Annotated in this window: 10 protein-coding genes; 1 reads left to right on the top strand and 9 read right to left on the bottom strand. The window is 63.0% G+C overall.

Features of this window, described 5'->3' with window-relative positions; all coding sequences use genetic code 11:
* Positions 1-63 precede the first annotated feature (63 nt).
* Genes ACLQ2R_RS30550 through ACLQ2R_RS30535 form a run of 4 tightly spaced genes read right to left on the bottom strand, consistent with a single transcriptional unit; the run spans position 64 to position 9,619 of the window.
* Positions 64-2,253, bottom strand: coding sequence for an AIPR family protein (locus ACLQ2R_RS30550; protein ID WP_386310551.1), 2,190 nt, complete (start codon positions 2,251-2,253; stop codon positions 64-66).
* A 30-nt stretch (positions 2,254-2,283) separates the two neighbouring features.
* Entirely contained in the window at positions 2,284-6,387 is a 4,104-nt protein-coding gene (locus tag ACLQ2R_RS30545) for an Eco57I restriction-modification methylase domain-containing protein (RefSeq protein WP_425964448.1), read from the bottom strand.
* Positions 6,384-9,260 (bottom strand): helicase-related protein, encoded by a 2,877-nt coding sequence (locus ACLQ2R_RS30540; RefSeq protein ID WP_425964446.1) that lies wholly within the window; start codon positions 9,258-9,260, stop codon positions 6,384-6,386. The genes ACLQ2R_RS30545 and ACLQ2R_RS30540 overlap by 4 nt, the downstream gene beginning before the upstream one ends.
* Positions 9,260-9,619 (bottom strand): hypothetical protein, encoded by a 360-nt coding sequence (locus ACLQ2R_RS30535; RefSeq protein ID WP_425964444.1) that lies wholly within the window; start codon positions 9,617-9,619, stop codon positions 9,260-9,262. Before ACLQ2R_RS30535 ends, ACLQ2R_RS30540 begins: the two co-directional genes overlap by 1 nt.
* A gap of 15 nt (positions 9,620-9,634) precedes the next feature.
* Here ACLQ2R_RS30535 and ACLQ2R_RS30530 point away from each other — a divergent pair, with 15 nt between their 5' ends.
* On the top strand, positions 9,635-9,769 hold the full coding sequence (locus ACLQ2R_RS30530; RefSeq protein WP_425964442.1) for a hypothetical protein: 135 nt from the start codon (positions 9,635-9,637) through the stop codon (positions 9,767-9,769).
* Between the two features lie 117 nt (positions 9,770-9,886).
* Here ACLQ2R_RS30530 and ACLQ2R_RS30525 read toward each other — a convergent pair whose 3' ends face one another.
* Genes ACLQ2R_RS30525 through ACLQ2R_RS30505 form a run of 5 tightly spaced genes read right to left on the bottom strand, consistent with a single transcriptional unit; the run spans position 9,887 to position 25,415 of the window.
* The gene (locus tag ACLQ2R_RS30525) at positions 9,887-11,074 is read right to left on the bottom strand and encodes an McrC family protein (RefSeq protein ID WP_425964440.1); all 1,188 of its coding nucleotides are present in this window, start codon (positions 11,072-11,074) and stop codon (positions 9,887-9,889) included.
* A complete protein-coding gene (locus tag ACLQ2R_RS30520) occupies positions 11,071-13,182 on the bottom strand; it encodes an AAA family ATPase (RefSeq protein WP_425964438.1) in 2,112 nt (703 codons plus the stop codon). The genes ACLQ2R_RS30525 and ACLQ2R_RS30520 overlap by 4 nt, the downstream gene beginning before the upstream one ends.
* Positions 13,175-17,431, bottom strand: coding sequence for an Eco57I restriction-modification methylase domain-containing protein (locus ACLQ2R_RS30515; protein WP_425964436.1), 4,257 nt, complete (start codon positions 17,429-17,431; stop codon positions 13,175-13,177). The genes ACLQ2R_RS30520 and ACLQ2R_RS30515 overlap by 8 nt, the downstream gene beginning before the upstream one ends.
* Entirely contained in the window at positions 17,428-20,304 is a 2,877-nt protein-coding gene (locus ACLQ2R_RS30510) for a helicase-related protein (protein WP_425964435.1), read from the bottom strand. The genes ACLQ2R_RS30515 and ACLQ2R_RS30510 overlap by 4 nt, the downstream gene beginning before the upstream one ends.
* Positions 20,301-25,415: a DEAD/DEAH box helicase gene (locus ACLQ2R_RS30505; RefSeq protein ID WP_425964433.1), complete on the bottom strand. Its 5,115-nt coding sequence runs from the start codon at positions 25,413-25,415 to the stop codon at positions 20,301-20,303. The genes ACLQ2R_RS30510 and ACLQ2R_RS30505 overlap by 4 nt, the downstream gene beginning before the upstream one ends.
* Positions 25,416-25,763: the final 348 nt, after the last annotated feature.

Raw genomic sequence — 25,763 nt, 5'->3', positions numbered from 1 at the left:
TATCAGTGACTTGAGGGTGTGGCAATCTCCAGCTCAGCCCCATACTGAGGTAGACACGAGAACTCAGCGCCAGCCGACGATTTGATTGCGCAGCGCATCGCGTAAGTCTTTCCAATCGCCTGCGATCGGCTGTACCCGCATACTCCACCCCTTCAACAGATCCTTGCTGTCGAAGTCGCGCGGTAGTGCGCCCTTATCAAGTACGCGGCCGAGTTCATGATGCGCGAACGGTGCTAGCTTCGCTACGACGGGTCGCCAGGCGCCGATCACTTCAGCGGCGGATAGATGTGTATGAAATTTGAGGCGGAATGAATGTGTTATTTTGCGATCAAGTAGGTCCTCCATGCAGTCACCCACGGCGGTGACCATAAGCGGAATCGAGCCTCGCCGATTGAAGAATTCCCGCTGATTCTGTTTGCCGGTGGGCAGCTCATTCAACGATTTCCCGAGCAGCGATCCTTTATGCTGCTCGACCGCGCGCAACAGCCCCCAGCAAAATAGGATGTGTGATGCGCTGGTTGCACTTGAGAAGAGCCGCCCGTAGAGCGCGTCATCCTCCCAAATGCGACCCCGCGAGTGGAGTGCGATTCCTGGCTGGCCATGGAACGCTACGAGCGCTTTGGCCGCTGATGTGGTCTCGACATCAAGGTCGCTAGTTCGTCGCGGCTCGATCCCACGTCGGCCGCCGGTGTAGCCGGTCACCCCAAGTTCGTCGAATTCCTTGACCAGGCGGCGCTGTACCGCATCATTGCTGCGGAAATCCGATGGTTCCGTCGGGTTCTGTTGGTTAGTGAAACGGATGATATCGCGGACCGTAGTACGGTCCGCGCAGGTGATGAACCGCATTGGGATCCACGCGTCCGCTAGCGCGTTCGAGTCCTCAAACTCTCCTAGGGCGCCTGTGGTCTGTGCTCCGTTAACAATGGACAACCCGCTGATGAGGAGCCGTTTCGCATTGGGGTCGTATTTCGCGTCGTTAACAAGCGCGGTTACTCCGTTATTGAATATCCAGAAGTTGTATGGCTCATGCTTCAAGGTGCGCCTGATATCCGCATTGACCTTCTTGCGTTTGCCGAGAAACCCGCGAACATTAGCCGAGAACAACCGGTCGCCGTATTCCCAGTACTTGCCTTGCAGCCAGCTCGCGGGGACTGTTACCGAGTGCGCTTTCCATTTAGGGCCATCAGTTTCTAAATAAAATTCCACGTCCACACCAAATTCCTCGGTCACGAGGATTGGCGTCACGGATGTCCTGTACCACGCCGCTAAGGTGTTTCGCCCGATCTCTTCGGCCCGTACATCGACCTCCGTCTTCGCGGAATCGAGCACAGTCGACACCAGAGTCTCGACGGCCGCGAGCTCGTCGGCGACGTGCTTCGACTCCGGTAAATTGTGGACGTACCAAATGCGGACTTCCCGGATCATGCCGTCAGTAATTTCCTGGCGGACCTGCTCGACAGCAGGGCGTATCCGCTGAGGCACCTGCGCGATATCGTGGGTGAATATCCAGGCTGCGGCCTGATGGAGACTCGCGGCCTTTTTCTGTGGGGCTCGATCCTTGTTGGTCTGCTCGGCCTCGTACCCTTGGGCCAAGACCACAAGTCCGGCGTCAGGGTCTACATACAGAAAATCACATGACTTGTCCTCGCCGCCGTCTATCAGCGCCTCGGCAGCGACCGTGTGAATGTCGGAGATGTCGAGGATGAGCTCGGCGGCAAAGAGTAACCTGCCGTTCGTCCCGTACTCATGCTTACGAAGATCGGCACGACCTTTGATGGCCTGTTCCATTGCGGCTACGCCGTCGTCATTAGGAAGGGGCTGGATCCGGATCACTGGACGGCGGCGTCTGTCTGCGGGTGTACGTCGCGCCACTGGGCCAAGGACCTCATCGTGTCGGTCTCCAAGAAGATCGCGAAGCTGCGCTGCGCTCACCCGCTGATCCTTGGCGGCGCGGCCTTCTGCACTGAAGGCAACCCCCTCACGCTCCAGCAAATCTTGGGGAGCATCGCTACGAGCGTGTTCACCCCAGTGAAAGCCCGTGGCGATCTCTCCTCGCGTATTAAGCACGCGGTATGGATTGGGGATCCTTGAATCGGTCATATAGCGGCCGACGACGATCGCTGACGTGTTAAGAAGCTTCGCGATCTCACCGTAGGTCGTCCAGTTGCCTTTCGGTAACACGCGCAAGACCTCGACTAGCGCCGAAATGTGGCGATCAGAAAGGCTCTGCTGCCGGTGGGGGGGATTGCTCACGGTCAGACTCCCGGACTATGTCAGCTTGGATCAGTGCTCTGGGTGGCGCGGTCCTCGACCGGGGGGCGGGTCTAGGGGAGTTCGGTACAGCTTGCGTGATGCTGCAGCATTCGCCATCGCGTCGTAGGTCTCAAGAATTGTCGCCCTGGTGTGCATGAACCGAACTGGGTCGTTGTTCCGAAATGCTCGGAAGCTATCCATGATGTAAACGGCTTCGTCGCGTTCCACGCCGTAGAGATGGAAGTATGCGGCGTCAAGCTCAGTGCGTATCGAGAAGCGACGCTCCTCGTTCCATACAAATGGCGGTCCATCGTCGCCAAGGTTACGAGCGAACGACTCCATGTCCCAGGCTGTATATGTGAGCTCTAGCATCCGCTTTTTGATCCAGTTTGCCAAAGAGTCGCCTCTCAGCCATTCGACCGGTTGGCCGTATCGTTCTGGTGGAATCACTGGTAGCTGTTTGAGGATGAAATATGTAAAAGACGTACCAGCGAACTTCTGTCGAGCGACATAGTCAAGTACGAAGCTGCTGAGGTTGGCGTGTAGTAGCGGGCCTTGTTTTTTTGGCATAATCAGCGGCAAGTTGTGGCCTACCGCGACACGCGGTAGCGCAGTTGCGATCATGGTTCGTTCGTCGGAACTACGGGTGATGTCGCGCCAGCCGAGCAGCCAGTCGCTGTCCCAGCGGCTGTCGAGCCGGTCGTTAATCTCTTTTTCCTCAACCCAGTAACGTGGGAGCACAACGCGGTCAGGGTTGGCGTGCTGGTCGGGCGTTACGCGAGACGCCTTTCCTTTGTTGAGCTGTGCTTCAGTAGCGCTTTCGTATGTGGAGAACCGATGGTCAAAGTGATGAATCATTTTAGCCTCGTAGAGCGGCATCATGCGCTCCATGTTCTGGCCCACATTCCGGACGAAGACATTACCCTGCAATCGCCACCCCTCTTCCCTAACCTCCACGTCGTCTTGAGTGTGAAATAGATTCGAATTATTCGCCATATGCAGCATGGCCATGAACGATAATCCCCAAGAGTTTGACTCCGACTTCTCCAGCCATAGCACCGGAACCTTGCTGTAGATCTTCTTTATGATCTCGGCGTCACGCCGCGTGTCGAAAACTGGGCAGGTCAGTGTATTGGGATTGATTCGCTCAATGTCCTCCGGAGTCAGAGGGAATGTCGTCCCGGGGAGTTGTTCGGCCCGTCGTGTCCGGAATGCCAGCGAAATTGAGCTGCCATTCAGTCCGGGCCCAAGCATGCTAAAGAGGCAGAATCGGAATTGCCTGTGTATGTCCGATAATACGTGCTCTTCATTTTCAAAGTCGAATAAGGAGGAAAGTGCGCGTTTTCGCACCAAATCTGCAAAGAACTTAGCTGTAGTGGCGTCGGTGGCGATGCCCGTAGGTAGTACAAGACCACTTCGTCCGCGTGGACCTGTAATCGTACGGGCGGTTTCAGCGAACATCGCGTAGGTTTTTACGTCGCCATGGCCGGTCAACGGATAACGGCCCGAGTCGCAGGACAACTGCAACCAGCCCATCGACTCACGCAGAGCGGCATAATACTCCTGATACAGCGCACGTTCGGCGAGGTCGTCGGTGTCGGCTAGTGCCTTGATAAGCTTCTTGCGTGCGGCGGCATTTGGAGCCTTGGCGATTTCCGCGTGGCGGGTTGTGAAGAATTCCTTTTCCTGCAGCTTCACCCGTGCCCACGGAGGGTTGCTGAGTACGCAGGAGAAGCCGCCCTGCCAGTCAGTGTCGGGGTTTGCGTCGGTGGTCTCTTCGTCCACGACCTGAAAGATCTCCGGGAACTCGAGATGCCAGTGGAAGAACCCGTATCGGCTGGTCAGTTTCCCTAGCAGCTCGGCACTGTCGTCGGGTAGCGCGATGTCCTCGCTGAGCTCTCGGATCGTCTGCGTTGTGATCGCGGGCGGGGCATCCTTGCGCTTGGGCCATACGAAGGCTGCGCACCAGGCGTCGGCAATCTGTGTCTTATGCAGCTTCGCCGGCGAGTTCTGCAGCTCGCGGTAGCGGCGGGCCTGCTCACGGATATCGGCGAGGGTATTGCCGCGCATAGTCGCGATCTCGCTGACGTCGACTCCCAGCTGGAGGTTGCCAGCGCTGACGAGGACGCCCCTATCGAACAGGCTGAACTGCCCCACATCTCGGACCCTCTGGTTTGCGGTTCTAAGTTCGCGTACGACCGCAGGGTCGTCGTCGCCAACCACCTTAAAGGCGGCGTCCGGGATGCCATCTTTGAGCAGTTTCGGAGTCACGCCAAGCAGGGAGTTTCCAACCTTGATATGCGCGTCAAGGAACGCCAGTGGTTTCCCCGGCTCCAATGACTCTAGCCAGAGCGATACCTTAGCTAGTTCGGCGGCGAGTGGATCGACATCGACGCCATATACACAATGCCGGATAACCTTGCTGAGTGCGTCACGAGTCGCTTCGAGGGTGGGTTCATCGTCACCCGAGTACATGGAAGCATATCGGCGGGCAATGCGTCGGGCTGCTGCGACAAGGAAGTGTCCGGACCCGCATGCGGGGTCGCAAACCGTAATATTTAGCAGGTCATCGGGGATGCCCGAGGCGGCAAACTCCTCGATCACTGGGTCAAGAGCGGTATCGATCAGTGACTCGATCAACGGTGCGGGCGTGTAGTACGACCCTGCGGCCTTGTGCTCATGACCCATGCCTTTTGCTTCCAGCTGGAAGCGCATGGCCACAGTGTCGGGCAGCGGATCCAGCTCTAGCAATGATTCGTACACACTGCCCAGGTCCGCCGCGCCGAGATGCATAAAGTCGATGTACTGGCCGCGCCCTTTCTCGTCGGGGACCTGACTCAAAAGCCGGACCGCAGTCAGGAGCCGGTCGTTCGGCATCTCACAGTCGCCCAGCAAGTCAGACGAGGGGGACTCATCTCTCGGCGCGCCCCCGCGGAAATACAGTCCGCCGAGTTCGGGAAGAGCTAGCTCAGGCTTGCCTCCGTCCGTGCCGAGAGCGTTCAGCACGATCAGCAAACCGCGCCAAAGATCACGGTGCCTGTCGCCGCGTCTACAGCGGGCGATGTGACGCAGTCGTGCGGTGGAGAAGTACGTGCTGTAGCGTTCGCGGGCGGCCTGGAGAACGGCACGCCGCCGCTCCCGCTGTGCACGCTCCTCGTTGGTCTCGCCTGGCGGTGGATTCGGATCTTGCTTCAGAAGCACATCAGAGTCTTCAGCAACAAATAGGAAAACCAACTGGTAGACCAGCCGTAGGAGCTCATGCCGGAAGTCATGGGCGGAGATCCCGCCGTGATCTGGCCCTCGCTTCAGTGCCTCCCGCAGGGACGGGTTGACCTCGATGAACCCGGTTCCCAGCTCTTCTAGGGCTTGTTTAATGCCGACTCGCAGTTCGTCCTGTGTCCGAATTCCGGTCTGCATCGCGTACGTGTGCCATCGTTCCAGCCAGCAATCGGAAGGTGTCGCTGATCCGTCCGTAGTCTTGGATACCTCGAACCGTGAGGAGTGCAGCAGCGCAAACAGCAGTACGAAGTCGGCATAGAGCTCTCCACCGAAGATTGCTTCTAGGTCGAACTCGATATAGGACGATCCGACTAAGGAAGTTGAGGCTCGCAGGGTGCGCAATAATTTGCCATTAGAGAGCAGGCCCCACAGGTGATTGTCGCTCGCGTTGAGAAACTCCTGCAGCATCGATTGCGGCGCTTGAGTGGCCTTGTTGTCGCTGGCGATGCGCTGGTCGAGGCCACGATCCCAGCCGACGATGTGAATCGGTAAATGGCCCCACGAATGGCTGATCGGATAGGACTCTTTGTCTGTGGTAAGGGTGCCTTCCTGTAGAACTCGGCCGAAGCCGAGCTCGTTCAGCAACACTAGCAACCAGTGTTCCGTAGTCAACGTCGTCATCGACGTACCGGACGGTCGGTTGAGCCGTTGCTGGAAAGTCCGGTACACGCCTAATAGGTAGTCCCAATGGCGGCTGGCGGCATCTTTTAGCTGCTCACCCGCTAAGAGGTAGTAGTCCTCGGGCAGGTTACCTGGCAGGTTGCCTTTGCCTTGAGTGATGCGTTTGATTAAATCGTGGGTGAGTAGGCCACCCTCGATGCTGACGGCGGAATAGGTTGTCTCGGAGCGTCTCATTGTGCCTCTCCCGGAGGAGTGAAGACATAGACGCCCAGCACGTCGACGCTCTCGTGTGGCTCCACTTTCAAGCCACCCTTCTTTCTTGCGGCCACCGTCCGGATTCGTTCATGGGTATCGCGAAGCTGTTCAGCAAGCTCGGCACCGCGAGCGTCGAGTGCGTCCCGCACCTCGTCAAGCTCGGCGACAGCGCGTTTGGCTTGATTGAGCACGAACTCCTCCAGAGTGTTCTCTGGCTTTGCGGTCAGCAGTGCACTGATCTCCTCGGTAGGCAGCCATTCTCGACCGCCGGCATTGGCGCGGTAGGCGAGCATTTGGGTGTCCTCAGCAATCACCATACGGGGGTAGGCCGCGCCAGGAAACGTGAGGCGGAACCGGTAGCGAGCCAACAGCAGAACAGTCCGGGTGCTCACTGCGGTGGTCCGGATCACGCCACACCGGGCGGCAGGGTTGCGATGCTGTTTTTCCTCCGAAGTACCGCCATCGTCGGGCGCCTCGTCTAGTGCGCTTTCGAGTACAGCCCGAGCGAGCCCGACAACTGCAGGATCGCTGCGCACGAGTGCGTGCTGGCCGGGCAGTACTGGCAGGTCGCCTTGGAAGACCAGTTCATTCGCGCCACCAGTCAGTCCCAATGCGTCGCGTACCGCAGAATCTAGTCCCGTCGTCTGTGCGATGAAGCCGTCTTGCCTGGGAACGATGACGGCGCCGTACTCATGTAGCGCATGCCTAACGAAGGCGCGTACCTCCGCCGGCGTTGCCAGGGTGGACTGTAGGTCGACGATTAGGTCCTTCACTTCGTCCAGTTCGACTCCGGAGTAGGCGTACTTTCTGAGTACCTCGATCTCCCGATCGGCAGAGCTTTGCCAGACATGATGCAGGTTGTTTCGCTGCTGTATTACAGCGGCATCCAATGCAAGCTGTCCGGGATGCTCCTCACCGAGCAGTAACCCTTCCACGAGGGCATTCAGTACGCCATCAGCGGGCACGGGCACCAGTACAGGCATGCCGGTCTGCCGCGCGATCGCCTGATGCTTGCGGATCAGAACTTCAAGAATGACGTTGTCGATCCCGTTGTCCTCGGTGTAAAGGGCAACGGACCGCAGGTATGCGCGTCGTTGGCCGAATCGATCGATCCGGCCCTCGCGCTGCTCATGCAACGTGGGATTCCAGGCCAGGTCATAATGGATGACCGCTTGGAAGTGATTCTGGAGATTTACCCCCTCCGACAGACAGTCGGTGGTCACGAGCACGTGCCGCCCTGGTTGGACTGTGAGGTGGTTGATCCGCGCGACCCGCTCGGATGGCGGCAGCGTACCGGTCACCACATCGATGGCCGCCTTTTTGCCGAGAGCCTTCCGTAGATGATCACTGACGTACTCGGCGGTGGGGATGTACCGGCAGAACACGATCGGGTCGTAGCCGTCTCTCAGCAGGGAATTGACCTCGAAAATAACGGTGGCGAGTTTGGCATCGTGGCGGGTGCCCTCCAACGCGAGGGCCTCGGTGGCGAGTGCCCGCAGGTGCCCGCGGGTGCTCTCCGGTAGGGTCTCGTCATCGGCGCCGGGCGCCGCATCGATCCCTTCCAACGCCTCGTCCTCGAGCAGGTCGTAACTGCTGCGGCTGGCCAGTTCATCGGCTTCGGCGATGGTCTCAGTCGCTGCTGTCGCTGAGCGTGTCTGGAAAGTGGCCGCAGCGGCACGAGGCGAGGAAGCGGTAGAACGCAGCATGGCAAGCGCCGACCACCAGCGGACCCGACGGGTTCGCTCTCCCTCGGCGCCGCGAACTGTTTCGCGAGCAAAGGCAAGCGTGTGATGGTGTAGATCGGCATAGATCGGCGTGTGAGTGTAGGCGACCATGCGGAACTGCCGGTCAGTCGGGAATGGCGTCTCTTCATCGAGGTAACGGCGAATATCGCGACGGCGACGCTGAACGAAGTGCCTGGCCAGCTCCTCGTGACCCCGTCGCTGCTCCAAATCCAGCTCGGCGAGCTTTGGTGCGAGCAGGCTGAGTAGCTGGCGGAATGCCTCCTCGTCCGAATGCGGTGTGGCGGTGACGAGAAGGAGATGACGAAGACGTCCATCGGGGAGCGTGTTGTCGGCGATCCTGCGCAGTAGCTCATATCGCTTCTGGCGTTGCCCACTACCGGCCGAGCTGACGCAAGTGTGCGCCTCGTCGACGATGACGAGGTCAGGACATGTACGGGCGAACAGGTCCCAGTGCCGCTCCTGTTTTATGAACTCTGTGGAGACGATGGTAAACGGGTAGCGTTCGAAGATCGAGTCGTCTCCCGCCACCCTCTGCAGACGCGCCGCAGTTGAGGGCAAAACTAGCTCTGCATCTATGGCGAACTTCTCGGCCAGCTCATCCCGCCATTGCTCAACCAGCGCCGGAGGGCATATCACTACAAGTCCTCGCGCGTCTCCTTGGGCGAGTAATTCCTTGGCGATGAGCCCAGCTTCAACTGTCTTGCCGATACCGAAATCGTCGCTGATAAGGAGCCGTACTGTCTGCTGCCGCAGGGCGAGCAACAGGGGCACGAGCTGGTACCGCCGTGGGGTAACGGCAATCTCGGAGAGCGACCGTAGCGGCCCGGTGCTTGCCGCGGAACCCAGCCGCAGCGCGGTACGCAACAGTGATGCGGCCTGGTGGTCGCCGATGCCTCCCGGCGCGGGCACTGGCGGTAGGAACTCCGCAGGGCTGATCTCGTCTCGGAACAGCCCAGTTATAAACTCGCCGTCACCGTTCAACGGGCGGGCCACCACGAGGTCAGCGGTGCTCTCTGGCAGCACTACCCAATCACGACCACGGGCTCGCACCAGTGCTCCGGGCGGGTAGTCCTGTATCGAGTCGTCCCGTACGGAAAGACCCGTCATCAGGCTCTCCGCCTGTGAAGGGAGATGCTGGGGAACTTTCTCACGAGCTGCTCCCAACCGTCGTAGCGGAACACCAGCCAGCCTTGCTCCGACAGTCTGCCCTTCGCCTGTCCGTACCTCAGCTTCACCTCGACTGCGTTGTGATCCGGGCCGTCAACGAACATGGCCACGTCACCCTCACGCATGATGGCACCGCCTGTACTGTTTACGGGTAGTTTTGCTTCGCTCACTTGGGTGAACCACCTCGCAGCATATTTGGGGGACTTCTTGGCTGTGGCCTCCTCGACCGCTACGACGTCGGCGATCTCGATGACGCCGACCGCGCGATTGACAGGGACCCGGAGGCGGCGCGCCCACATATACAACTAGTCGTGATGACCTATCTTGAGCAGCATGTAGAGGTCGCCGTCGTCCGGCGCGAGGACGATGCCGCGGTAGGTGTCGTCGATCCGAATCGATGGCAGCCGTTCGTGGGAGCGTTGATCTTCTCCAGGTGGATGCCGGTGTGAGTGGCGCCTGGAATTTGGCGAAGGTCTCCTCGGCCTTCTTCTGCATCGAGCGCTCCAGCTTGTCGAACTCCCACAGGAAGCTGCTGTCGATGCTCAGCCGTGCCACGCGATTCTCCCTCAGGCCGTCTGAGACTCCGCTGCCAGTTCGGCCACGATACGACTCACTTGCGACAGAACCACCTCGGGCGGCTCGGAGAGGTCGAGCGCGTGACAGACAATCTCAATCCCCGCATGCCGTACGACGTGTAAGGCCGCCTGCGCGCTTCCCTTGGCGTAGATCAGATGCCCGCGTGGCAGCCGCAGCGCCGTACAGTAGGCCAGCAATTGATACAGGTCCGCGTCCGGATACCCAGCCGGTTTTTCCTGCTTATACTTGGCATCCGCTACCGCCACAGGGCGGCTGTTCACCTCCCACACCAGGTCGGGCCGCATCCGAACCGTCAGCGCCTCATCTAAGTAGCATTGGTACTGCGAGTAGGCGGCTCCGCCGTACTGCCCGTGTAACGCCTCGGAGACGGCCACGGTCACGAAGTCCTCGAAGATCTTCGGGAGATTGAAGAGGAATCCGTTGGCAATCACCCCGCCGGGGGAGTGCTCGGGGGATGTCGCCTGCCACACGATCTCTGCCAGCCGCAGCGCGGTGTGGTAACGGGTGTTCAACCGTGATGGGTGCCAGGCCGGCAGCGCGGTGCCCCGGACCAGGCTGGACACCTCTGATAGTCGCGCCCGCAGTGCGGCCAACCGCCGCCGTGACTCCCCGTCCACCCGTGGCAGGGTCAGCAGCTGCGTGACGGCCGCCAGCAGGATCTGGTTCTCCGGGATGTCGACGGTGAAGTCGTCGTGGCGAATCTCCATCGGGATGACCCGGCCGTGGTGCCGCCGCAGCTGGTCGCCCTCCCGGAGCCGCCCGCGAAGCACGTATGTAGACTCCTCCACCGTCCGATAGCCCTGCAACAGCCCTTGCCGCAGGGCGTGCCCGGTCTGCCGCCACAGCGCTTGTGTCACGGCCGGGATCAGTCCTTCTCGGACGTCAAGGTGGACGGTCTCGTCTCGCCACCCTTTCGGGTCGGTCGCGTACCCGACGAGGAATAGCAGCCGGTCGATCGCCAGTTTCGGGGTCACCCACACCTCGACGTCCCCGACGAGGGCGACGCCCACCTTGCCACGCGGCGTGATCTCCCACAGATCCGTCTCGTACGGCGATGGCCGCGCCTCCACGACACCGGAGTCCGCGAGCTGGCGCCCCTGCTCGTGCGCGAGCCGCACCAGGGCCTGACCGGTCTCGGCGACCTCTATCTGGTTCATTCCAGTACGGCCAGCGCTCGGCGGAGAGCGGAAAGGCGGTAGCGGTCGAGGACGGTGGGCGGGCTGCCGTAGTGATGCTCGGCGAGTAGTGGCAAGATCGCAGTTTCCCAGACGACGGCCAGGCCGTCCTCCCGGTGGTAGATGCCAGGTTTCATCAGGTAGGAGGGACCGATCGCCAGATCATGGTCCTCAATGCGGGCGTTGAGTGCGTCGAGTACCTTGGGGGCGTCCAGGTTGTGTACGGCAAGCTCGTCGGTCTTGCGTAGGTCCTCCAGCCACCGGCCGAGGAGGCCCCTGACGGGGTCGAGGCCCGGGTGCAGCTCGACGAACCGGAACCGGCGGCGCATCGCCGCGTCCACCAGGGCGATCGACCGGTCGGTGGTGTTCATGGTGCCGATGACGAACACGTTGGGCGGCAGGGTGAAGTCGGACTCCGCCGAGTACAGCAACCCGATGGCATCGTCGCGGTATTCGAGCAGGAAGTACAGCTCGCCGAAAACCTTGGCCAGATTCGCCCGGTTGATCTCGTCGATGATGAGGATGTACGGATCGGACGGATGCTGCCGAGCCGCCTCCACGAGCTGCCGAAAGGGCCCCGGCCGCAGCTCGAAGGCCAGTTGCCCGTCCGAGCGTTGCACGGGACGGAACCCTTCAAAGAAGTCCTCGTAGGTGTAGGACGGGTGGAACTGCACCAGCTTGACCGCGCTTGGCTCGGCGAGCTCTCCGGCCAGCTTGCGGGCGATGAACGTCTTACCGGTGCCGGGCGGGCCGTACAGGATGAGTTGCTTGTTCTCCCACAGCAGGTCGGCGAATCGCTGGAGCTGCCCTTGGTCGATCAGGATCTCGTCGGCCAGGTCCTGCGCGATGGCTGGGAAGGCCAGCTCCCTGGGCGGTTCAGTCGTACTCTTCCCGAGGTCGATGCCGAGGGCAGTCAACAGCTCCTCGACAGCGGCGATGTTCTCGGTCAGCTCGACCACGTCCGACTGGCTGTGCAGCTTGGCCGGGAGCGGCTGCGCCAGGTTCGCGAACGGTACTGGCCGGGTCGCATTCACCCACTCGACCGGACGGCGAAGGTTGGAGCGCTTGTCGGTGGAGGCTGTGTAGACGGCATCTCCGGTGATCCGCCCGACGTACGTCTTGCCCTGGGTGGTGGTGAGCACATAGTCGTCGGACCGCATCCGGTTGCAAAACGCATCGAACTCGGCGAGCTTTGCCTCCCGGACCGCGTACGACTTGTGCTGATAGTCCTCCTCGACGATCGTCTTCAACTCGTCCCGGCCGACCGGGATGACAATCTCCCGCAGGCTGGACGCCGCCAGCGACGCCGACTCCTTGTGCAGCCAGATGGGCACGAGATCGCGTCCATCAACTGACGATCCACGTATCAGCCAGGCGCGGCGGACCGCAGACTCGAGATCAGGCGACGGAAGCTCCGCTAATCGCTCCTGGATCTCCCAGCCTGGCACATGATTTTCCAGGGACAGCTTGCCTTCTTCGTCGAAGGCGGCCCCCTCTGCCTTGAGAGTCTGAGCGACATCGCCGCCCCTGTACCGGTAGTAGCGCATGCCTTCCTCAGGAAGGCTGCCGTCCTCGTAGGCCACACGGTGGGCACCGGAGATGTCGACGTGCGCGAGGAAGTGGGGTAGCTGTGCTTCAGCAAGGCCCGTCGCCGCAGCAAGGTCCTTGTAGGACGTCCAGCTACCGGCCGGAACGACACCGAGGGCGTTGGCGATCAGCTGCTCATTGCCTGACAGCGCCTTCTGCGCCTGCAGGCGATGCTTTCTGATCTCCTGATATCGACGGACGAGCTCAGCGAAAAGCTCGGATTGCGAGTAGGTTTCCAGTGCTTCGATGCCGGCATCGGTGAGAGACCACTGACCTCCGCGCTTGATAATCCAGCCGATCGTGGCGGCGTCACCGGTTCGCCAGCCGAGCATCACCCGCCAGCGGGGACGGCCCTGATCGTCGCGATGGTCCTCGTATTCGGTGAACTCGAATCGGCTCGCGACCAGATCCATGACCTGTTGCTTGGTCAGTGGTTCCAGATTGTCCCGGAGGAGCTCCATCGCGGTATGGAACATTGCCTCAATGCGGACTGATTCAGCCACGGTCACCCTCTGGATGCGTAGGGCGTGGCCACACAGGATGGCGAGGGCCGTCGCCGGGTGGGGGCTTGAGGAGTGTCTGGTACGGCTTGCGCTCGACGATCGCGTCGCTTATGGCGTCGTAGATCTCGCCGATCGTCTTCTTCGTGCGGGTGAACAGGTCGAGATTGACGTTCCGGAACGCCTGGAATGTGTCCATGATGTAGTCGACGTCGTCGCGAGTGACGCCATAAAGGTGGAAGTAGGCCGCGTCAAGCTCGGCCCGTAGCCAAAACCGCCGCTCCTCGTCCCATCGGTACGGCGGGTCGTCGTCGCCATGGTCTTGGGCGAATGCCTCCATGTCGTAAGAGGTATAGGCGAGCTCCAACACCCGCGCCCGCACCCAATCATCCAGCTGCTTGTCCGGGTCCCACGGACATTCCTTTTCGTACGCCGAAGGCGGCAGCACCGGAAGCTGGCGGACAGTGAAGTACTTCAGGTGGGTTCCGCTGCTCTTCTGCCGGACAACGTAGTCGAGGACGAACGATGACAGATTGCCAAGAAGTCCATCGGCAAGGCCATGACCCGGAAGCATCAGCAATGTGGCGTCAGGGGTCGCTGTGCGAGGGAGTGCGGAGATGATCATCGTGCGAACATCGGAGCTGCGGCAGATGTCGCGCCAGCCGAGCAGCCAGCCGCGGTCCCACCGGCGCACCCGGCTGGCGCGGAGGTTGTCCTTCGGACAGAGCCGATTCTCGACGGACTGCTCCGGCACCCAGTACTGGGGAAGTACGTCAAACCGGGGATCTGCCTTTTGATCACTGGACGTTCGCGGCAAGATGTAATCAACTCGATCTTGCGCCCGGTCCCGGTAGTCCGCGAATCGATGATCAAAATGCCATAGCATCTTGCCTTCGTATAGGGGCAGGAGTCGTTCACCGTCGCGGACGAGGACGTTGCCGTAGAAGTTCCAGCCGTCGTCGAGCATGTCCTGCAGAGTCTCGTCGTCGGCCGCGCTGGGCCGGAAGAGACTGGAGTCGTTGGCCATGTGCAGCATGGCCAGGAACGACAGATCCCAGAGGTTGCGCTCGGGGGACTCCTGCCAAAGCACGGGGACGCGGCGATAGATGCCGAGGGTAATGCGTGCGTCATCTGGGCTCTTGAAGGTGGGGCAGTTGCCTGTGTTGGGATTCACCAGGCTGATGTCCGTCGGCGAGAGAGTGTAGACCACCGCGGAATCCTTGATCTCGTTAGGTAGCCCGAGATCGAATGCGAACTTAGCTGCAGCGACCCCGCCACGCGAGCCAGTGAAGCCAAGTAGGCAGAAGCGGACGTCCCCGTGTCCGACTCCCTTAAAGAGACCTCGATTGTTGCGAAAGCCGTACACGTGGACGAGTCGGTCGTGTTCGACGAGATCATTGAAGAAGAACTGGGTGGTGGCGTCAGTGGCAATGCCGGTGGGCAGGACCATGCCGACCCGGCCGTGCGGGGAGATGACCATCCTGCCGGTCTCGGCGAACACGGCGTAGGTGTTGATGTCCCCACGGCCGGTCAGCGGGTAGCGGCCCGAGTCGCGCAAAAGCAGGGTCGTACCGTCGGCCTGGCGGAGCTCGCTTGTGAACGCGGCGTAGAGGTCGCGGTCGGCCTCCTCATCGCTGTCCTTGAGCGCGGCGATGGCCTTCTTGCGGGCGGCGGCATTCTTGGCGTTCGCGATGTCCTCGTTGCGGGAGGCGAAGAACTCCTTCTCCTGGATCTTGACCCGCTCCCAGGGTGGGTTGCCAATCACGCAGGAGAAACCGCCGCCCCAGCCGGTGCCCGGATCCAGGTCGTCGGCGGATGTGCGAAACAGGTGGGGAAACTCCACATGCCAGTGGAAGAACCGGTAGGCAGTGGCCAGCTCGGTTACCCGGCTGGCTATCCGCTTGTCATCCCCGGATAACTCGGTGCGTCCAATCCATTCCAGGACGGCATTGGTGATGGGAATGAGCCGGTATTCCGGAATGAGCTCCTGGACGAAGGCCGCGCACCAGGCATCGGCCTTCCGCTTGGCCGGTCGGCGAAACTCGTCGATTATCCGCAGCTGTCGCCGATAAGCCGCAAGGTCGGTCAGGCTCGTGGGAATGGTGGTGACCAGCTCACGCGTCGTGCTGGCGGCTTTTTCAGTCCCGTAGTCGATTGTCTCGCTGCCGAACAATGTGTCCTGGTACGCCTGGGCCTTGGCTTCAAGTTCCCGCTGCCGTTCGCTTTCACCGGCAACAGCGGTGGCAGTCGCCCGGTCGTCGCCCTCGATCGGTTTGAACGCTCCCTTGGGAATGCCCTTGTCGATCAGGGCTGGCGTCGTCCCGAGGAGTGCGTTGCCGATGCGGATGTTGGTGTCGAGGAACGCTAGAGGCTTCCCGGGCTCGACCGATTCGATCCACAGCGAGACCTTGGCCAGCTCAGCGGCCATCTCGTTGATGTCGATGCCGTAAATGCACCGTGACACGACCTCGCGCATGGCCTGCCGTACAAGGTCGGGGGAAGGCTCGTCCTCGTCCGAGCGGATCTGCGCGACGCGGCGAGCGATGCGGCGGGCGGCGGCGACGAGGAAATGGCCGGAGCCGCAGGCCGGGTCGCAGACCGTGACGTTCAGCAGGGCCTCTGCCTTGGCCTCCACTGTGTCTGCGCCGCTCGCGGCCTCATCCAGCACGGGGTCGAGCGTGGTGTCGAGCAGCGCCTCAGTCAGTGACGACGGGGTGTAGTAGGAGCCGGTGGTCTTGCGGTCGCTACCGTCCGCCTTCCGTAGGGTGAACGTGCGTGCAGTGGTGTCCAGGTCGACGTGGAATTCCAACAGCCACTCGTAAACGCTGCCCAGCTCCTCCGAGCCGAGTTCGCGGAAGTTGACCGGTCGCCGCTGGGATGTGGAGTCGACGACGGCCAGGTGGCGGATGGCCTTAAGAAGGCGTCCGTTCTCGATCCGCAGGCCCTCCAGCGGTGCATCCGGCTCGTCCGGCCGGCTGCGCTTCAGGGGTGTGCCGTCATCCAACCGCGTGATCCGCTCGAACAGGCCGCCGAGGCCAGGGACCGCCAGCTCTCGGCGACCCTCTTCCTCACCGAGTCCGCTCAGGACGAGCTGTACGGCCTCCCAAAGGTCGTCGTGGTGGTCGGTGCCGCCGCGGATGGCACGGTCGCGCAGCCGCTGGGCCGAGAAGTAGCGGGTGTAGCGTTCCCGCGCGGCTAGGACGTGCTTGCGTTCGTCGGCGAGCGCTGGGTCCTCTGGAAGCGGGATCAGCAGGACATCACGGTCCTCGGCCACGAACCAGAACAACAGCCGGTAGACCAGGCGCAGAATCGCTCGGTTGTAATCCTCCTTGCGGAGCTTGTGTGATCTGCCCTCAGACTCCGCGCGAGCGATCATCTCGGCGAGCGTGACGTTCTCTTCTTCGTCGACGTCGGCCGGGGTCAGGGTGCCCGCGAGGTGCTTGCGCAGCCGGTCGTTGGAGGGATGCCTGAGGAAGCCGGTGCCGAGGGTGTTGATGGCCTGCTCGACGCCCTGGCGCAGCCGGGCCAGGGCGCGTTCGCCCACCTGGGCGGCGTCGGCCCGCCAGCGCTCCAGCCAGCAGTCCGCAGCGGTCTTGTCGGCCGGTACGGCGAAGCGGGACGCGTGGGCAAGCCGAAACAGCAGAACGAAGTCCGCGAACAGCTGCTCGGAGAAGATCAGCTCTAGGTCGAACTCGACGAACGCCGACCCGGCCAGTGACCGGGAGTCGCGCAGCAGCCGCAGCTTGCTGCCGTTGGACAAAACCGCCCAAAGGTGATCATCGCTGCGGTTCAGCAGCTCCTGGACCATTGACTGCGGTGCCTGCGCGGTGACGCGGGGGGTGCGGTGGTCGAGGTCGACGTTCCAGCCGAGCAGGTGGATGGGCACGTGCTCCCAGCGGTGGCTGACTGGGTAGGAGACGTCGTCGATAGTGAGGCCGCCCGCGGCAGTCAGGTGCCCGTAGTCGAGCTGACGCAGCAGCGGGATCAGCCATCGGTCCCGAGTACGTGGTGCCCGGCCTTCTTGAGCGGCCTTCTCCCGTTCCTTGGTGAACGCCTGCCAGGCGCCGTTGAGGTAGTCGAAGGCGCGGGCGGCGGCCTCGCGAACGTTCTCGTGCGGGAGTAGCCCGTACGTTTCAGGCTCGCGGCCAGGGAGCGCGCTCTCCCCGGATTCGGCTTTCAGGACCCTGTTGAACAGGTCGGCTGCGAGCAGACCGCCGGCCGTACGGACAGAGGGGAATGGTGAGCGGCTCATCGCACGGCTCCCGGGAGGACGGGAAGGTAGATGTAAACGCCGAGCAGGTCGGCGGGCTTGTTGGCGGTGACGCTAATCTTGCTGATGCCGCTCTGCCGGGAGGCGGCCCGTACGCGAGCATGGGAGTCGCGTAGCCGTTCGGCCATCGCCTCTGCCTCGGCGTCGAGCGCGGGTTCCAATCGCCACATCAGCCGGGGCTTAGTCCACTCTGACCCATCGGGCTGTTCGCGAGTTTCGGGGGCGATCAGCCGGTCGAGGTCGTCGTGAGCAAGATCGGGGGCCACATTGCCGCTGGGCTCGGCCGCAAGCAGCGCTTCCACCTCCTCCTGCGACAGCCAGTCGGGGTTGTCGAGCCTGCCGCGGAAGGCGAGCACGCGAGCTTCCTCTGCCACCAGAGGCTTCTTGCCGTCTTTTGTAGGCAACTCCAGGTGCATCCGGAACCGGGCGAGCAGCAGCGTCGTACGGCGCTGCACAGCATCGGTGCGCATCACTCCGCACCGCCGTGCGGGCCGCGGGCCGGAGGTCTTCGGGTTGAGCGCGCTGTCGAGCACGTAGCGGGCGAGCCCGCCGACGGACGGGTCGGTGCGGTCGAGGTGAGCGTGGCGGCGAGGCACCGGGAGGGCGCGGTGGAACGGTAGCGGCTGGGCCTGCCCTAGGGGCAGGGTGTCGCGCAGGCTGGTCGGCAGGGTGGCGGTAACGGCGGCGAAGCCGTACTCCTGGTCAGTCATTGACGCGCCGAGCGCGTCCAGGGCCTCGCGGGCGAACGCCTCGATCTCGCCGGACGAGCCGAGGCTGGCGCGGGTCTCGGCCAGCTCCCGAGCGACCTCATCCGGCTTGATGCCGACCTGGGCGAACTTGGTGCGGGATTGCCGTTCCTTGGCAGCCGAGCTCTCCCACTCGGCGTGCAGGTCGCCCGCGCCGAAGCCGTCGAGCGGAAGTTGCTGCCAGGTCTCGCTGCCCGAGGTCAGCAGTTCTTCCATCAGCGCTTCGACGACCTGGTTGGAGGAGTTCGGCACGGGGACGCTGACGCCGAGGCTCTTGCGGATCTCCTCATGCTTGCGGATGAGGACCCGCATGACGATCTCATCGATGAGGTTATCGGCGCCGATGATGGTGACCGCGCGGACCGTGTCGACGGGCTGGCCGAACCGGTCGACCCGGCCTTCGCGCTGCTCGTGGCGGGTGGGGTTCCAGGCGAGGTCGTAATGGACGACGGCCTGGAACGCGTCCTGCAGGTTGACGCCCTCCGACAGGCAGTCGGTGGCGACTAGGACGTGGCGGCCCTCCATCGCGCTCAGCTCGCCGATGCGGGCCTCGCGCTCGCTCGGCGGGAGCATGCCGGTGACACAACCGACCTGTGCGGTCTTGCCGAGCATCGTACGCAGGTGTTCGGCGACGTATTCGGCGGTGTCGATGAACCGGCAGAATACGATGGGGTCGTAGCCGTCGGCGAGAAGCCCTTGGACCACGTCACCGAGCTTGCGAAGCTTGGGGTCGCCCTTCCCAGTCAGTGCACTCGCCTGCCTGGCGAAACGCAGGAGACGAGCTCGCTCGGCCTGGTCGCCATCATCGAGGTCGTCGGCGCCGGGGATGACGTCGATCGACTCCGCGGCCTCGTCCTCGGCCATGTCGAGGACGGTGGCGCGGCCAATTCGGTCGGCTTCCTCAGGCGTCTCGGACTCCACGTTCTTGGCTCGGGTCTGCAGAGTGGCCGCCGCGGCCTTCGGGGAAGAGGCCAGGGCTCGCAGCAGCGCCAGGATCGACCAGTAGCGCACCCGCTGGCGGAGTTGACCGCCGGAGGAGTCACGGACGGTCTCCCTGGCGTACTCGATGATCTGCCGGAAAAGCTTCCGGTAGTCATCAGTCAGGTAGTAACGCTCCTCGTGGGTCTGCCGGTCGGACGGGAACTTAGTCTCCTCATCTAGATATTTCCGGATGTCGCCGCGCCGGCGCTGCACCATGTGCTTGGCCAGCTCGTCGCGGCCCTTCGGGGCGTCAAGGTCGAGGCTCGGCAGAGCTGGGTCAAGCAGGCCGATCAGGTTACGGAAACCCTCGTCCTTGCCGCTGTGAGGGGTCGCGGTGACCAGAATCAGGTGCCGGTCCTTCTTGGCAGCCAGGTCACGGACCAGGTTGTAGCGCTGGGTGCGGCTGCCGCCGGTCGAGCCGTCCGCGACGCACGTGTGTGCCTCGTCCACGATCACCAGGTCGCGGCACGACTGGATGAACTCCTTCATCCGGGCCGGCGACTTGATGAAGTCCGTGGAGACCACGGTGTGCTTGTAGTAATGGAAGATCGACTCATCATCGGCCAGGATGGCGTTCCTGTGCAGCCGCTTGATCGTGCTCGGCAGGACCAACTCGGCGTCGATTCGGAACTTGCTCGCGAGCTCTTCCTGCCACTGCTCGGCGAGAGCAGGGCTGCACAGCACGGTCAGACCGGTGGCGCTGCCTTGAGCGAGCAGTTCGGCGGCGATCAGGGACGCCTCGATGGTCTTGCCAATGCCGACATCGTCGGCGATCAGCAGTCGCACGGTCTCCTGGCGCAGCGCCATCAGCAGGGGGACGAGCTGGTATGGCCGCGGCTCGACCGCGAGACCGGCCAGGGATCGGAACGGACCGGCCGTCGAGCGGAACCCGACGCGCAGCGCCGTCCGTAACAACCCGGCGCTCACCGAGTTACCGGCGTCGCCTGCCTGCGGAGGCAGGAACGTGGCCTGCGTGACGGTTTCGATGTCGGTAAGGATGCCGGCGATCTCGTCGTCGCCGCCGCCCAGTGGTCGGGCGACCAGAAACTTGTCGGTGGTTCCGGGCAGCACGACCCAGTCGCGGCCACGAGCGCGGACCAGCGATCCAGGGCTGTAGACGGTGGTCAACGCTGCTCCCTGCGGCTCATTCCGAAGACACTCGGGTATTTCTTGACAATCTGCAAGTAGTCCCCACCGTAGGGGACACGTATGACGCTCCACCCGAGATCGCGAAGCTCGTCCTCGGCATCCTCGTCCCGGCCCGGATCGGCGGTGTTGCCAGGGCCGTCGACGAACACCGCCACCTGCCCGTTCGGGGTGTTGTAGACCATCTCCGGTCGTACGCCGTCCAGATTGGCGTTGAGCCTGTCCGGCGCGCGGTACTCCCATTCCTCCAGCCAGCACACAAACGCGTGCAGCAGATCGTTGGGCTCGGCGTCGTAGCGAACCGGCTCCCAGATGTCCTGGGGCCCCTCCACCGGATGCTTAGGTACGTGGCCTCGGGTGAGCGCCAGTAGCAGATCGCGTGCCAGGTGGCGGTCGATCTGCTCGTGTTTGCCCTGGTTGCCGAAGGACAGCAGACAGTCGTAACAGGCCTTGGCGCAACGCTCGCCATTGATAGCGCCCCCTGTGTCCTCTCCGGTGTCGGGGTCGAAGTGGGCGATCTCCAATGCCCGGCGGGCGGCCTTGGCGAGGGCGTCGTCCTCCATGACCAGGCGTCGTAGCACGCCCGCGCCACCCTCGGAGCTCTCGATGAACAAGGCCCGCCCTCGGTGCGCCTCGTCAGGTAGCAGTTCGCTAGCTAGTTCGCTGTCCTCAAGTTGGAACTCGGCCTCGATCCCGCGTTCCAGCGCGTACATGAAGCTGATCGCCGTGTCCTCGCTCACAGCCGCGGTCATGCGGGTGACCAGGATATTGCGGCGGTCCTCGACGTACGGGAGGACCTGCTGTTTGGCCTCGATGCGGCTAGCGTCGTCGATCGGGTTGGGGTCGGGGGTCAGCGCGTCCTTCTCCGTCAGCCATCGACCAGTGTGAACGTTGATCCAGAATCCGTCGCCCGTATGCCGTTTGCGGCCCATGTTGGTAACCCGCACCGTTGCGGTGTCGCCGTATTGCAGCTCGAAAAGCGTGCCGTTGTGCACGGCTGTCGCGTCGAGTCGGCCGGGTCTTACACCATGGTCGTTGAACCGATAGGAGGTGATCAGGTCGTACCCGGCGCGGCGGCGCTCCTCCTCATCGGAGGAGATCCGGTCACGGCGGACCGTCTTGACGGTCTGCAGCCGCAGCAGCCGGTGCATGGTCTTGCCGAGCCGCCCGCCGCACGATTCGCACACGTCGATGCCGACGACCGAGTCGTGCAGGTAGCCGCAGAACTCGCAGCGCCGCGCCGACTTGGTGTCCAGCCCGCTGCCGCCCTGCTCGTTCGGTGCGAGCTGGACCTCCTTGACCTGGTAGCGCGAGCCCTCGTGGTAGATGAGGGCGTCCGGGCCGAACTCGCGGATGGCGATGAACCGTGGCCGGTGGATGAACTCGACTTCCGTGGTCTTGCCCTTGCGGGCGGCGATGTAGGCACGCAGCGGCAACCGAGGGAAGGAGTAGCCGGGGAGGAACCCCTCTGAGGCGAGGTACCTGTACGAGTAGAAGTCAGTCTGAAAGTCCTCGGAGTCCTCGTTACGCAGTAGCTTGAGCTGGTTTTCGGCCTCCCGGCGGCGGGCGGTCGCGATGTCACGATTCCTCTTGCCGGTGGAGTGGTCACCGATGATGCGGTGCTGCTCCTCCCGCTCGGCCTGCGCCGTACGGTAGAGCTCACGCCAACGGTCGAAGGCAGCGTCGAACTCCTTCGAGGCGTCGTGGACGGTCCTGTCGATCCAGTCGTCGTGCCACCACGATGTGACCTGCAACTCGCTGACGCGTTCCGCAAGGACTATGCGGGCCCGCTCGCCGGCCCGTAACTGGGCGTGGCTGCCGACGACCGCCGCGCGCACCTTCGGTAGCAGAGGGAATGCGGGGGCGTCGATGTCGAGGATGCCGCTGATCGAGTTGTCGAGTGGTAACCCCGTCTCGGCCAGCCAGATCGCGTTGACGTGAGAGCGGATCAGATCCTCGTTGGTGAGATCGAGCCGAGGTGCGGCCACCGACCCGGCCACCATCTGGTCGCGGTGGCGGAAGTAGTACTGGTCATGAGCGTTACCGGTGGCGCAGTAGGTGACCACGAGTGCCGGCTGTCCGGATCGCCCCGCGCGGCCCGCCCGCTGAGCGTAGTTGGCCGGCGTGGGCGGAACGTTGCGCATCCCCACCGCGCTCAGGCTAGCGATGTCGATGCCCAGCTCCATCGTGGGCGAGCAGTAGAGCACCTGGAGGTCGCCGGCGCGGAACTGTTCCTCGCGAACGGCACGTATCTCGTTCATGACCTGAGCGGTGTGCTCACGTGCCTGCAGGCCGGCGAGGTTGGCCGCCTTTTCCCGGTAGAGCCGCTGGAAGAACGGGTTGATCCGAGGGCCTGTGTCTACAGCGACATGCTTACGGATGCGGTCCTCGGCACCGGACTTGCCGTCGCCGAGCCGCCAGATGACCGACGATGCCTTGAGCTGGTAGCCATCGCGCTCCTCGGCGAGAATGCCGCAGCGTTCGAGGATCGCCAGCATGTCGCGGATCATCGCGTGCGCGTCGTCTCGGTTCAGGCCCACGTGCTCGCGCAGGAGATACTTGCCGTAGGCGCCGAAGCCGGTCAGGTGCAGGTCGCGGGTAGACCGGAAGCCGCCACGCTGACCCGCTCGTGGGTAGGCGACCGCAGCGTAGACGACATTCTCGGTCGGCTCCATGGCCCACGGATCTTTGAGGTAGTGGCGGCTCTCCTCCTTGATCTGCTCGAACCCGGGCTCCGTCAGGCAGTCCGCGTCGATCGCCAGGACGCGGCGCAGCTCGTCCAGCAGCGTCCGCAACAGCTCCTCGCGCAGCTCGGATCGGTCGTCGCGCAGCGCGTAATGCGCGCCGTCCCAAAGGTCCTGAGCCGCGGCGATGTCCGGCAGATCCAGGTAGTCGACTTTCAATAAACCGGTCTGCTCCAGGTTGGGCATGGTGATCCGCCAGCCGCGCTCCAGATCCAGGTAAAGCCGGTAGTTGATGAGCTGGCGTAGTGCTTTCCACGTGTTGCGCTCTGCGGTGAACCTGGCCTCGGGGTTCTGCGCGAAATCGGCGAACTCAAGCTTCAGGGCCTCGGTCACCTTCTGGGCGATTACCTCATGCGTGAGGCCGTCAGGGGTCGCCTGGAGCGCCCGATACAGAGAACCTCGGAGTTGAACGACCTGTACGAAGTCGTTGAAATGGCCAGCCTGCAGACTGGCGTCCTGCCGGTTATCGGTGAAGGCCAGCAGCTTGCGCTGAGGTTTCTCGAGCTCCGCGTCTTCGCGCAGTGTGCGGACCACGGTCGAGCTGATCACGCTGGTGGCGGAGCTGCGGCCTTCCACCGCGAGCGACCCCAGCTTGGCGAAGTCGCTGCCCCGGACCTGCTCGTATGACGTACGGCAGGCGAGGCAGAAAGTGAACGGCGCGGCGATATAGGCGGCGCGGGTGCCGTCCTCGTTCAGATGACCGTCGGGGGTGACGTGGACGATCTCGGGGAGATGCTTGCGCTTGGCCGCAATGACGCTGGGGGAGCCGTCAGTCGATGTCTCCAGCCACGACTCTGGCACCCGCTGGTCGTCTATGGCGATCTTCGGAGTGTCCGGCCATGGGAAATCGCTGGAGATATAGAGGTAGCCGTTCAGCTCCTCGCCGCTCGCGTCGATGTCGCGGCGCGAGGTGAACCGAGTGGTCCCCTTGTTGGCTATTCGCCGCACGGTCAGGTACTCCTGGCCGCACTCCCGGCAGAACGACGCCGGGACCAGGATGTGATTTTCTTTACCGGCCTCCGGGACCACCGTCTGGTAGCGGCTGGTGATGTAGCGGACGTCCTCAGGCTCGATGCTCAGATAGACGTCGTCGCCCTTGGACAAGAACTGGTGCAGTCGGAACGCAAAAACCGGCCGCTGGGTCCGCGGATGGTCGATCGCCGCGCCTCGCTTCAACGTCTCCTGGATCGCCACCGCGCACTCGTCCGGCGTGTGCCCGCTAAGCGTGGCCAGATCGCGGGCTGCCTCACGGACCGTACGCGGCCGGAGCGGACGGGTCAGCGTGCCAGCGGCCGGATCAGCGACTACACCGAACTGAGCTTCCACCCATGCGGCGATCGGGTCGGCGACGAAGCTCTCATAATCCTGCTCGGGAATCTTAAGACTGGTCACGGCGCCCGGATCGGCCGTCGTGGCACGCTCCAAGGTCTCACCGATCACGTGTGCCCGCGCAACCGGCACGCCGAACAGACGGCCCGCAGTCTCGGCCACCTTCGCGCGGCGGTGCTGCTCGCTGCCCTCGGTGGTCATCGTCGCCGACGTGCCGACGCACTGGATCTCATCGGCCTCGCAGGCATCCCGTACGCGGCGAACCAACATGGCGACATCCGCGCCCTGGCGTCCACGATAGGTGTGCAGCTCGTCAAGCACCAGCCAACGCAGGCCACGCGCCGCCGTGATGAGGCTGTCCCGCTCACCCGGCCGGGTCAGGACCAGGTCGAGCATGACGTAGTTGGTCAGCAGGATGTCCGGGGGATTGGCGAGGATCTGTCGCCGCTCGTGCCCTTTCTCCTGGCCGGTGTAGCGGCGGAACGTAACGGGCTCACGGCCAGGGCCGTACCCCTCCTTAAGGAACTTGTCGAGCTCGTGCACCTGGCTGTTGGCCAGAGCGTTCATCGGGTACACGATGATCGCCTTCACGCCGGGCTGGTAGACGCCGCGCTCCTTCTGTCGGAGCACCCAATCCACGATCGGCACGATATAGCTGAGGCTCTTTCCTGATCCAGTCCCGGTGGTAAGCACGTAACTTGCGCCGGTTCGGGCGATATCCACAGCTTCACGCTGGTGCCAGTGCAGGTTGAGGACTTGACCGGCTGACTCGTCATCCTTGCCGATGCGGAAGATGCGCTCGCACTCCTCGACGAGGATGCCACGCTGGATGAGATCCGTGATGGACCCGCCGGGCGCGAAGTTCGGGTTCAGGGACAGGTACGGGTCCGGCCACTGCTCCCCTTCAGAGAGACGCTTCCGGATGTGCTCCTTGATCCGCCTGTCCTCGATCTCAGTAAAGCCCGACGTAAAGGCGGCATAGTCGCTGATCAGCTGCTCGTGAACCTTGAAGACGTCCATTCCGCCCGTATTCTGCGATTTTCGGATTCCCGTAGAGCAGCACGCTATCGGCCTACACAGTCGTACTGTAAGGCCGGGTAAGCCGCAAAGCCCTTTCTTCCATCACCATTCCATTACAGTCCAGATCGCTGGTCGGAAATGTGATCCAGGTCAGTTGCTGTCACCTCAGCCATGGTCATCCGGTGGCAAGTCCTGACGGAGGAGGGGCTTGGCGTCGATCGCCCCAGCCCTGAACGGGCAGAACTGAAGTGAGCGATCGTCACGGCCTTAACTGGTGACTTCTGTCGGCATTGCGGGCGCGGGCGGTGCGTGCCCGGACCGGCCGAAGAGCCGCAGCCGGGCACGCTT

Origin of the sequence: Streptosporangium sp. DT93, assembly GCF_049844535.1 — a bacterium.
Classification (GTDB): Bacteria; Actinomycetota; Actinomycetes; order Streptosporangiales; family Streptosporangiaceae; genus Streptosporangium.
This window is presented reverse-complemented; position numbering and strand designations above follow the sequence as displayed.

Bases quoted from the DNA above. Each gene is read 5' to 3' on its own strand.
- ACLQ2R_RS30545 (WP_425964448.1), bottom strand. From the start codon at position 6,387: ATGAGACGCTCCGAGACAACCTATTCCGCCGTCAGCATCGAGGGTGGC.
- ACLQ2R_RS30540 (WP_425964446.1), bottom strand. From the start codon at position 9,260: ATGACGGGTCTTTCCGTACGGGACGACTCGATACAGGACTACCCGCCC.
- ACLQ2R_RS30535 (WP_425964444.1), bottom strand. From the start codon at position 9,619: ATGTGGGCGCGCCGCCTCCGGGTCCCTGTCAATCGCGCGGTCGGCGTC.
- ACLQ2R_RS30530 (WP_425964442.1), top strand. From the start codon at position 9,635: ATGACCTATCTTGAGCAGCATGTAGAGGTCGCCGTCGTCCGGCGCGAG.
- ACLQ2R_RS30525 (WP_425964440.1), bottom strand. From the start codon at position 11,074: ATGAACCAGATAGAGGTCGCCGAGACCGGTCAGGCCCTGGTGCGGCTC.
- ACLQ2R_RS30515 (WP_425964436.1), bottom strand. From the start codon at position 17,431: ATGAGCCGCTCACCATTCCCCTCTGTCCGTACGGCCGGCGGTCTGCTC.
- ACLQ2R_RS30505 (WP_425964433.1), bottom strand. From the start codon at position 25,415: ATGGACGTCTTCAAGGTTCACGAGCAGCTGATCAGCGACTATGCCGCC.